The 9,776-nt window shown below is 74.8% G+C and carries 9 protein-coding genes; 5 read left to right on the plus strand and 4 right to left on the minus strand.

Translation table 11 applies throughout. The annotated features are described in order from the left end of the window. Nucleotides 1–156: 156 nt before the first annotated feature. The 5 genes from ACFW9D_RS36335 (at nucleotide 157) to ACFW9D_RS36355 (ending at nucleotide 5,631) form a co-directional block, all read left to right on the plus strand. The gene (locus tag ACFW9D_RS36335) at nucleotides 157–735 is read left to right on the plus strand and encodes a hypothetical protein (RefSeq protein ID WP_384629460.1); all 579 of its coding nucleotides are present in this window, start codon (nucleotides 157–159) and stop codon (nucleotides 733–735) included. Nucleotides 736–737: 2 nt separating this feature from the next. Next, on the plus strand, nucleotides 738–1,934 hold the full coding sequence (locus tag ACFW9D_RS36340) for a peptidoglycan-binding protein (RefSeq protein WP_384629463.1): 1,197 nt from the start codon (nucleotides 738–740) through the stop codon (nucleotides 1,932–1,934). Then, complete coding sequence (locus ACFW9D_RS36345; protein WP_384629466.1) at nucleotides 1,931–2,653, plus strand: ABC transporter ATP-binding protein; 723 nt, start codon at nucleotides 1,931–1,933, stop codon at nucleotides 2,651–2,653. The genes ACFW9D_RS36340 and ACFW9D_RS36345 overlap by 4 nt, the downstream gene beginning before the upstream one ends. Beyond that, a complete protein-coding gene (locus tag ACFW9D_RS36350; RefSeq protein ID WP_384629469.1) occupies nucleotides 2,650–3,885 on the plus strand; it encodes an ABC transporter permease in 1,236 nt (411 codons plus the stop codon). Before ACFW9D_RS36345 ends, ACFW9D_RS36350 begins: the two co-directional genes overlap by 4 nt. A 93-nt stretch (nucleotides 3,886–3,978) precedes the next feature. Then, on the plus strand, nucleotides 3,979–5,631 hold the full coding sequence (locus ACFW9D_RS36355; RefSeq protein ID WP_384629472.1) for a sensor histidine kinase: 1,653 nt from the start codon (nucleotides 3,979–3,981) through the stop codon (nucleotides 5,629–5,631). Here ACFW9D_RS36355 and ACFW9D_RS36360 read toward each other — a convergent pair. From ACFW9D_RS36360 to ACFW9D_RS36375, 4 genes are all read right to left on the minus strand, one after another. Further along, nucleotides 5,614–6,342, minus strand: coding sequence for a response regulator transcription factor (locus ACFW9D_RS36360; RefSeq protein ID WP_384629474.1), 729 nt, complete (start codon nucleotides 6,340–6,342; stop codon nucleotides 5,614–5,616). The genes ACFW9D_RS36355 and ACFW9D_RS36360 overlap by 18 nt on opposite strands. Before the next feature lie 62 nt (nucleotides 6,343–6,404). Next, nucleotides 6,405–7,187 (minus strand): hypothetical protein, encoded by a 783-nt coding sequence (locus tag ACFW9D_RS36365; RefSeq protein ID WP_384629477.1) that lies wholly within the window; start codon nucleotides 7,185–7,187, stop codon nucleotides 6,405–6,407. 57 nt (nucleotides 7,188–7,244) lie between these two features. Beyond that, nucleotides 7,245–8,597, minus strand: coding sequence for a chloride channel protein (locus ACFW9D_RS36370; RefSeq protein ID WP_384629480.1), 1,353 nt, complete (start codon nucleotides 8,595–8,597; stop codon nucleotides 7,245–7,247). 108 nt (nucleotides 8,598–8,705) lie between these two features. Continuing rightward, a complete protein-coding gene (locus tag ACFW9D_RS36375) occupies nucleotides 8,706–9,539 on the minus strand; it encodes a YhjD/YihY/BrkB family envelope integrity protein (protein WP_384629482.1) in 834 nt (277 codons plus the stop codon). Nucleotides 9,540–9,776: the final 237 nt, after the last annotated feature.

Consider the following 9,776-nt stretch of genomic DNA (forward strand, 5'->3'; position numbering starts at 1 on the left):
GCGCCGCTCCTGAGGCGCGGGCCCGCGGCCGGTGGTGATCCTTCGGGGCGCATCACCGGCTGACAGGTTCTTCAAAGGTTCTTCATCGGTCCCGGCCTACCTTCGGCCTGCCCGTCGCGATGGCGGTCGGGCGCTACCGGAGAGGTGGGAGAGGCGATGCGGGCGAACCGGGTGGTGGTGGGCGCGGTGGCGGTGGTCACGGCGTTCGTGGTGAGCGGCTGCGGGGGTGGCGGGGGGCCCGAGGTGCCGACGGCCGGCGGGGGCGGAAGCGGGGCTTCGAGGTCGGTGGGGGCGGGCGGCGGCAAGGGCGCGCTCGCGGAGTACGTCGAGGGCAAGCGTGCCTGGGTGAAGTGCATGCGGAAGCAGGGGTTCGACTTCGACGACCCGGACGCGAAGGGGCAGATCGACTTCGGCGGCGCCGAAGAGGTCGGGGCGCTGAAGAAGGACCCGAAGTACATCCCGGCACTGCGGGCCTGCGAGTCCGTCGACCCGCCGATGCCCGAGGGCCTGGAGGAGTCCCTCAATCCCCTCACGCCCGAGGAGATCAAGGTCCGCGAGGAGTACGCCGTCTGTATGCGGAAGAACGGCGCCCCCGACTTCCCCGACCCGGACTCCCGCGGGTCGGACGACGCGGCCCCCGATTGGGACCAGGATTCAGCCGGCGCCAAGCGCGCCACCCGGATCTGCGGGCCGATCATCGGCACCCCGGACAACCCGCCCCCGGCCAAGGGCTGATGATGAGCGAGGCAGAGACCTCTGTCCCTCGTGTCCGGCGCGGCCGGCGTGCGGTGCTGATCGGCGCGGCCGTCGCCGTCGTGGGCGCGGTCGCCGTCGTCGGCACCCTGGGACTCGGTGGGGGCGAGGGCCGTGCTCCCGATGCCCCGCCGCGGGCCGGCTCCCTCGTCCCGGTGACCCGGGCGACCCTGACCGAACGCACCACGGTGGACGGGACGTTGGGGTTCGGTGCCGAGTTCTCCCTGCCGGTCAAGGCGACCGGAACGGTCACCTGGCTGCCCGGGCGGGGCACACGGGTGGAGCGCGGCGGCACGCTCCTGCGCGTCGACGACCGGCCGGTGGTCCTGATGTACGGCTCCCTGCCGATGTACCGGGACTTGGGGATGAACGCCGAGAAGGAAGAGGAAGAAGAAGACGGGAGGGAAGAGCAGGGGGTGAGTGAGCGAGGGGGCAAGGAGAGGGCTCCGGAGCCCGCCGGGGCGCCGGCTCCGCGCGAGCTCCGGGGCGCGGACGTCCGGCAGTTCGAGGCGAACCTCTCCGCCCTGGGCTACTCCGGCTTCACGGTGGACGAGCGGTTCACCGAGGGCACCGCCGCCGCGGTCGAGCGCTGGCAGAAGTCCCTCGGCCTCGAACAGACCGGCACCGTCGGAGTAGGCGACGTCGTGTACGCCGCCGGCCGGGTCCGCATCGGGCGGGCGGGCGGACGGCCGGGCTCGGCCGTCGGCGAGAACACCCTCGCCTACAGCGGGACGGCGCGGAAGGTCGTCGTCGACGCCTCGGCCGCGGACGCCGCCTGGGCGGTGCGCGGCGCGGCCGTCACCGTCGAACTCCCCGACGGCAAGGCCGTGAAGGGCGAGGTGGCGTCGGTCGGCAAGGAGGCGTCCGCGCCCGAGGGGGGCGGAGGCGAGAGGGCCGCGGGCAGCGGTGCGACGGTGCCCGTGACCATCACCGTGCGGGACCAGAAGGCGCTGGGGCGGTTGGAGAGCGGGCCGGTCACGGTCGAGTACGTGGGGCGCGAGGCCAGGGACGTACTGAGTGTTCCGGTCTCGGCGCTCGTCGCCCTCGCGGAGGGCGGGCACGGGCTGGAGACCGCGGACGGCCGGTTCGTCGCCGTGCGGACCGGGCTGTTCGCCGACGGGGATGTGGAAGTCGGCGGTCCCGCGGTCCACGAGGGCATGAAGGTGAGGATTCCGGAGTGAGCAGGGATCATCGAAGAGGGGCCGCGGCGGTCGTGGAGTTCGAGGGCGTCTCGCGGACCTACCCGGGCGGCGTGACGGCCGTACGGGACGTGAGCCTGCGTATCGGGCGGGGCGAACTCGTCGCGATCGTCGGCCCGTCCGGTTCCGGGAAGTCGAGCATGCTCCATCTCATGGGCAGCCTCGACCGGCCCTCGGCCGGGCGGGTGCTGGTCGACGGCCACGACGTGGCGGGGCTGTCGGACCGGGAGGTGTCCGCGCTGCGGGCCACCCGGATCGGCTTCGTCTTCCAGCAGTTCCACCTCGCGGTCGGCGTCCCCGTGCTCGACGCGGTGGCCGACGGACTGCTCTACGCGGGCGTGCCGTGGCGCCGCCGCCGCGCCAGGGCGGCCGCCGCGCTGGAACGGGTCGGGCTCGGCCACCGCGTCCACCACCGGCCGCACCAGCTCTCCGGCGGCGAACGGCAGCGGGTCGCCGTGGCCCGCGCGGTGGTCGGTGAGCCCGCCGTACTGCTCGCCGACGAGCCGACCGGCAACCTGGACTCGGTCTCCGGCTCGACCGTGCTGACCCTGCTGCGGGAGCTGAACGCGGCCGGCACGACCGTCGTCGTCATCACCCACGACCGCGAGATCGCGGACGGGCTGCCGCGCCGCATCGAGATGCGTGACGGCCGCCTGGTCGCCGACACGGCGCGCGGTACGAGGATCGGGGCACCCCGATGACGGACGACGGCACGACGAACGCGGCACGGTGCGCGCCCGAGCGGTCCCGGCCGCGCACCGCCCGCCTCGGACCGGCCGATGTCGTACGGCTCGGCGGTGCCGGCCTGCGGACGCGGCCGCTGCGGGTCTTCCTGTCCGCGCTCGGGATCGCCATCGGCGTCGCCGCGATGATCGCCGTGGTCGGCATCTCCGGGTCGGGCCGGGCGGAGGTGGACCGGCGGCTCGACGCCCTCGGCACGAACCTGTTGCGGGTCGCGCCCGGTGAGAAGCTCGCCGGGGGCAGGGCCGAACTGCCTGCGGAGTCCGTGACGATGATCCGCCGCGTCCCGCCGGTCCGGCAGGTCGCCGCCACCGGCACCGTGGACGCCAGGGTGTACCGCAACGAACGGATCTCCGTGGGCCGCACCGGTTCGCTGTCGGTCCTCGCGGCGGGCCCGGATCTGCTGCGGGCCGTCGGCGGGCACGTGCGCAGGGGCCGGTGGCTGGACTCCGCGACGGAGGACTATCCGGCCGTGGTGCTCGGCGCCACGGCCGCGCGGCGCCTCGACGTGTACACCCCGGGTACCCGGGTCTGGCTCGGCGGCCGGTGGTTCTCGCTGGTCGGCGTCCTCGAACCGGTGCCGCTGGCCCCGGAGATCGACAGCGCGGCCCTGGTCGGCCGGCCGGCGGCGAAGACGTATCTCGGCTTCGACGGGCACCCGTCGACCGTCTACGTCCGGGCGGAGGACAGCCAGGTCGCGTCCGTGCGCGCGGTCCTCGCGGCCACGGCCAATCCGCAGAAGCCCGGCGAGGTGCGGATCTCCCGCCCGTCCGACGCACTGGCGGCCCGCGAGGCCACCGAGTCGGCGCTCACCGGGCTGCTCCTCGGCCTCGGCGCGGTGGCGCTGCTGGTCGGCGGGGTCGGGGTGGGCAACACCATGGTCATCTCGGTCCTGGAACGCCGCCCGGAGATCGGGCTGCGCCGGGCGCTCGGCGCGACCCGGGGCCAGATCCGCACCCAGTTCGTGACGGAGTCGCTGCTGCTGTCCCTCCTCGGGGGACTCGGCGGCACGCTCCTCGGAACGCTGATCACGACGGGCTACGCGGTCGGCCGGGGCTGGCCGACCGTGGTCCCGGCCTGGGCGAGCGCGGCGGGCATCGGCGCGACCCTGCTGATCGGCGTGATCGCCGGACTGTATCCGGCGGTGCGGGCGAGCCGGCTGCCACCGACGGAGGCGCTGTCCGGCACGTGAGCCGCGCACCGTGCCTTGCCCGTACGGTGACCTCCGCTGTACGCCGCCCCCCCTGGACATCATCGACAGATCCGACCCGAGGAGCGCCCCGTGATGAGTTTCCGGCTGCGGGTGCTCGGCCTGGTCCTGCTGGTCGCGCTGACCGCCACCGCCGCGACCGCCTGGCTGACCCTGCGCCAGGCGAACCGCCAGGTCCGGGAGACCGTCACCGCCGGACAGCAGGAGGTGAACCGGATCACCGGCGCACTGCGCGCGTACGGGTTCGCGCACGGGACCTGGGACGGGCTCTCTCCGACGGTGCGCGCGCTCGCCGAGGACACCGGGCAGCGCGTCCGGGTCGCCACCGAGGCCGGCGCGCTGCTCGCCGACTCCGACGCCCTGGCGGGCCGCGAGCCGCGCGCGCCGGGCAGCAGACCACCGGTACCGGTCGACGCGCGGCCCGTCCTGCGGATCCCCGAGGACCAGGTGCCCCGGCTCTCGCTCAAGCTGACCAGCGCGGCGCTCGCCGACTACCGCGTGGCGCTCGCCGACGGGACCTGCCTGACCCGCGCGGGCGCCACGGTGACGGCCCGGCCGGGGCCGCTCGGCGTCCCGCGCGTCGCCACGGACCGGCGGCCCGCGCAGTGTGCGCAACCGGCGCCCGGCGTCGCGGTCGGGGCCGACACCCCGCGGGATCTGGCCGCGCTGCGCGGCTGCGAGTCCGAGCGGCCCGTCAAGGCCTGTCTGCAGCGGGTCTTCGACGAGCGGACCGCAGCGCTGGCCCCGCCCCGCCTGGAAGTCCGCCTCGGCTACCGGGACGAGTCCCCTCCGGCCCTCGCCGCCGCGCCGACCGTGGCCGTCGCGGCCGGGGTCGCCCTGGCCGCCGTGCTCGGCGCGCTGCTCCTGAGCCGGGCCGTGCTGCGTCCGGTGCGGGCCATGACGGTCGCCGCGAAAGGGCTCGGCGCGGGCGATCTGGGACGGCGCGTCCCCGTGTCCGGGCGGGACGAGATCGCCCAACTGGGCGGCGCCTTCAACCGCATGGCCGACTCCATCCAGGCCGGCGAGGACCGCCAGCGGCGGCTGACCGGGGACATCGCGCACGAGCTGCGCACCCCGCTGGCCAACCTGCGCGGCTATCTGGAGGCGCTGCGCGACGGAGTCGTCGAGCCGACGCCCGAGCTGCTGGCCTCGCTGCACGAGGAGACCCTGCTCCAGCAGCGGATCGTGGACGATCTCCAGGATCTGGCGCTCGCCGAGGCGGGGGCGCTCACGTACCACCGGTGCGAGGTCGAACTGCGGGAACTCCTCGGCACGAGCCGCACCAGTCATCGCGCCCAGGCCGAAGCGGCGGGGGTCGCCCTGGAGCTGGAGGCGCCCGGTCCGGTGTCCGTGCACGCCGATCCGGACCGGCTGCGGCAGGTGCTCGGCAACCTGGTCGGGAACGCGCTGCGGGCCACAGGGGCCGGCGGCACGGTGACGCTGACGCTGGTCCGGCGCGGTGAGCTGGCCGTCGTCGAGGTCCGGGACACCGGCACGGGGATACCGGAGGCGGATCTGCCGCATCTCTTCGACCGGTTCTGGCGGGCCGATCCCTCGCGGGGCCGGACGACCGGCGGCAGCGGTCTCGGTCTGTCGATCGCCCGGCAGATCGTCACCGACCACGGCGGGACGATCGAGGTGCGCAGCACCGTCGAAACGGGCACGGCGTTCACCGTCGCGCTGCCCGCGGTGCCGGAAACCGGCGCCGGGTCAGGGGCCTTCGGCTGAGTCGGTGCCGTCCGTGCCGTCCGTGCCGTCCGCGAGCCGGTAGCCCCGTCCGTACACGGTCTCCACGTGGCGCGGACGGGACGGGTCGGCCTCCAGTTTGCGCCGCAGGTTCATCACGTGGGCGTCCACGGTGCGCGCGAGCACGTCCCGGTCGAAGCCGAAGGCGTGCTCGATGATCTGGGCGCGGGTGAAGACCCGGCCCGGTTCGCGGGCCAGTGTCTCCAGGACGGCGAACTCCTTGGCGGTCAGCGTCACGGGCCGCCCGGCCACCCGGACCTCGAAGCGTGCGGCGTCCAGCTCGACCTCGCCGACCCGCAGCAGCGCGGGCCCCGCGGAGCCGCCCGTCTTCTTCGAACGACGCAGCAACGCCCGCACCCGCGCGGTCAGTTCACGCGGGCTGTACGGCTTGGTGAGGTAGTCGTCGGCGCCGAGGTCCAGGCCGAGGAGCAGGTCCTCCTCGGTGGTGCGCGCGGTGAGCAGCAGGATCGGGACGTCCGACTCGGCGCGCAGGATGCGGCACACGTCCAGTCCGTCGACCAGGGGCAGCATCACGTCCAGGACGATGAGGTCGGGGCGCGACGCACGGGCCCGGTCGAGCGCCGCGCGGCCGTCGGCCACGACCTGTACCGCGTTCCCCTCCCGCTCCAGGTAGATCCGGATCAGTCGGGACTGTTTGCCGTCGTCCTCGGCGACCAGAATCCGAGCGTTCACTGCCCCTCCCCCGCAAGGCCCCGCGCCTTCGAGCACCGTAGTACACGGGGCATGCGCGGGCGTCAGTAGCGGTGGCCCGGCCAATCGGGGTGGGTGTAGCGGGGTTCGTCGTGGAGGGCCAGGAGGCTGATGCGGCGGCGTAGTTCGTCGGGGGCGCCCGCCGATGCGAGGCGGGGGGACGCCTCGGTCAGGAGCCAGTCGGTCAGGTCCGTGCGGAGGCGGTCGCGGTCGGTGTCGTACCAGTTGCCCTTCCAGGGGAGGTCGTCGCCCAGGAGGTCGTACTCCCATTCCGTGGCCGCGCGGATCAGGTGGTCGTCGCTGACGGGGCCCGTGGTGCGGGTCCAGGTGGCCAGGTAGGGGGTGAGGGTGCCGGAGGCCTCGGCGCAGACGGCGAGGACGTCGTGGGCGGGGACGGGTGGGGTCGGGTCCGTGAGGGTGTGGGTCCACCAGGCGTCGAGGAGGTCGCGTACGGCTGCGGCCTGCCGCTCGGGCCATCGCTGCCAGTGGCCCCGGGCGAGGGAGCCGCCGGCCTCGGCCACGCCGTACACACAGGCTTCTGCGCGGCCGGCGACCAACTCCCTTGCGAACTGCGGGAGTATGCGGCGCATGACGGCGCCGTGGTCCGTCCAGTCGATCGCCAGCCAGGTGCGGCGCAGAAGGTCCGGGTCGAGCTCGACATCGGGCACCTTGAGCAGGGCCTGCTCCTCCTCGCTGCCCCAGTGGCAGGTGCAGTTCGCCTCTTCGGGGATCGCCGTCATGCCGCGGAAGGTGACGGCGAGGGTGTGGAGGGCCTCTTCGAGGCGGCGGCGTGCGGCGGTGGAGGTGGGGGTCGGGTCCGTGTCCATACGGGCGGCCTTCCAGGGACTCCGGTGGGCTCCTCGCCCGGGCCGAAGAGAGACACCCTAGTCGGTCCGGGGGGTGCGGGGGCGAGCCGTTTTCTGGTTCAGGAAGGTCACCGTCAGATGGGCGGTGACGGCCGTGATGACGATGAGGGGCATCTGGTCGTGGGCGTCCTTGCCGAGGAGGAGGACCGTCAGGACGGCGCTGCACAGGGGGAGGCCCATCACGGCGGTGCCCGCGGCGGTCATACCGAGGGCCAGGGCCGGGGTCGGGCCCAGGCCGGGGAGCGCGGCGCAGGCCACGGCCGCCGCGGCGCCGATGAGGAGGGCGGGGAAGATCGGGCCGCCGCGCAGGCCGCCGAGGCTGATGGCCCAGGCGAGGCCCTTGCAGGCGACGAGGGCGAACAGGGCTCCCACCGACCAGGCGCCGGGGTGCGCGGCGAGTTCGCCGAGCATGGCCTGGCCGGAGAGCGCGGCCTCCTCCGGTGAGCGCCCGGTGATCAGGGCGTACGCGGAGAGGCAGACGCCGACGGCCAGGGCGCAGGCCACCGTACGGGTCGCCGTGCGGTCGCGGGCGGTCCAGCGGCCGGTGCCGTGGCCGAGGCGGCGGGCCAGGGCGACGGCGGCGGCGATGAGGACGGCGAGCGGGATGCCCCAGAGGAAGTCGCCGGCGTCGGGGTTGGCGTTGGGCGGGACGCTGGGCAGGGACAGGCCGCCGATGCTCAGGCCGGTCCACTGGCCGAACCCGGTGAAGACGAGCGCGCCGGACGCGCTGGCGGCGAGGCAGGGCAGCAGCAGGACGACGAGTTGGGCGCCGCCGAGTCCGGCGGCCTCCAGAAGCAGGATCGCGGCGACGATGGGGCCGCCGAGGATCGTGGAGATCGCGGCGGTGGAACCGGCGGTCGCGACGACGCCGAGCGCCTGCGGGTTCTGGGCGCCCTTGATGCGGCGTACGGCGAGCAGGGCGAGGGCGCTGCCCACGGCCATCAGCGGTGCCTCGGGGCCGAGGACGCCGCCCAGGGGCAGGACGGTGAGGGCGGCGAGGACGACGCCGGGGAGTTCGCGGGGGCCGATGGGGTCGCCCGCGCCGAGTCCGTCGGCGGGCAGGTGGCCGCCGCCGCCCGGGAAGCGGGTGACGATCGGGGCGAGGATCAGGCCGGCGAGCGCGAGCGCGGGCAGCGGCCACCACCAGGGGGCTTCCGTGTAGCCGACGGCGTCGGGGAGCTCGGTCCAGATCTCGTGCTGGAGCCAGTGCTGGAGGCTCACGAAGAAGAACGCGGCGAGGGCGACCGGGATGCCGAGGAGGACGGACAGGAGGAGCAGGCGGAGGTAGCCGGGTGTCAGCAGGAGCCGGGCGGGCGACGGGGGCGGCGGGCCGTCGCCGCGGGGTGCGGCGGTGTCCTCGGCTGCCGTCATGCGGGCCCCCTCGTCGTTCGCCCTCGGCCGCCTGGCGGGGCCGGGCCTCATGGCGTCATCCAAGTCCGGGCCGGTGGCGGGTGCACGTGGCGGTGGGCCGAACGGGGGTCAGGTGCGCGGCGGCGGGCGGTTCACCCAGCGGTCCAGGGGCGGGGCCTGGGCCAGTACCGCGCCGATGGTGAGCGCGAACGTGACCGCCGCGCACAGCACGATCAGCCAGGACAGCATCGCGAGGACCAGGCCGAGGGCGCCGTACTCGCCGAGGGCGCGGTCGAGGGCGACGGGCAGGTAGACGCGGGCGCTGAGGGCGAGCGCGCTGGTGGCGGCGCCGGCCAGGACCGCGCCGGGGAGCAGCGGCAGCCAAGGCAGCCGGCCGGCCAGCAGCAGGTGCTGGGTCCACAGCCAGACGGTGGTGCTGAGCAGGAAGAACAGGGGGACGCCGAGGAGGGCGCCGGCGCCGAAGCCCTGGCGGATCGGGCCCTGGAGGAAGACGAACAGGACGAGGGCGAGCAGCCACACCACCCAGCGCCACGCTGTGATGCGGGTCGATGCCTTCGGCAGGCCCCAGGCGCGTTCGCAGACCCGGGCCATGGCGCGGCTGAAGCTCGTCGCGGAGGCGAGGGCGACGACGAGTCCGATCGCTCCGCTCGTGTCGCGGATCTCGTCGTCGGCGTCGGAGTTGATGACCTGGCCGAGCTCGTCGGCGGTGACTCCGGAGAGGCCGAACATCGTCCGTACGGAGTCCTGGAGCTGGGCGCGGATGCCGTGCGGGGCGAACGCGGCGATCGCGAAGAGGAGGGGGACGGCGGCGAGGAAGGCCTGGGCCGCCAGGCGGGTCGCCGAGTCGAGGAGCCGGCCCGTGACCAGGCGGGCGATCACCTCCGTGATCACGGGGGCGCGGCGCTCGGCTCTGGCCTGGAGGTTCTTCAGGCGGGTGAGCATGCGCGCCGCGCGGGGGGCGGGTCGTCCATGTGCCGCAGTATCGCGGGGTGGGCCGGGGTTCGCGCGCGGGGAGCGTCTGCGGGGTGAGCCTCTCGTCGCGGGGTGCGGGCCGGTGGGGCTGGTCGCGCAGTTCCCCGCGCCCCTGAAAGGCTGCGGCTTCGCCGCGCCTTTCCCCGACCACAGGCGCCCCGCACCTTGAAGCGGGGAAGGCGACCCGCACGGTCTGCCTATGACGGG

It is taken from the genome of Streptomyces sp. NPDC059524 (assembly GCF_042749255.1).
In the GTDB taxonomy this organism is placed as follows: domain Bacteria; phylum Actinomycetota; class Actinomycetes; order Streptomycetales; family Streptomycetaceae; genus Streptomyces; species Streptomyces xanthii.

Bases quoted from the DNA above. Each gene is read 5' to 3' on its own strand.
- ACFW9D_RS36335 (WP_384629460.1), top strand. From the start codon at position 157: ATGCGGGCGAACCGGGTGGTGGTGGGCGCGGTGGCGGTGGTCACGGCG.
- ACFW9D_RS36350 (WP_384629469.1), top strand. From the start codon at position 2,650: ATGACGGACGACGGCACGACGAACGCGGCACGGTGCGCGCCCGAGCGG.
- ACFW9D_RS36375 (WP_384629482.1), bottom strand. From the start codon at position 9,539: ATGCTCACCCGCCTGAAGAACCTCCAGGCCAGAGCCGAGCGCCGCGCC.
- ACFW9D_RS36365 (WP_384629477.1), bottom strand. From the start codon at position 7,187: ATGGACACGGACCCGACCCCCACCTCCACCGCCGCACGCCGCCGCCTC.
- ACFW9D_RS36355 (WP_384629472.1), top strand. From the start codon at position 3,979: ATGAGTTTCCGGCTGCGGGTGCTCGGCCTGGTCCTGCTGGTCGCGCTG.
- ACFW9D_RS36340 (WP_384629463.1), top strand. From the start codon at position 738: ATGAGCGAGGCAGAGACCTCTGTCCCTCGTGTCCGGCGCGGCCGGCGT.
- ACFW9D_RS36370 (WP_384629480.1), bottom strand. From the start codon at position 8,597: ATGACGGCAGCCGAGGACACCGCCGCACCCCGCGGCGACGGCCCGCCG.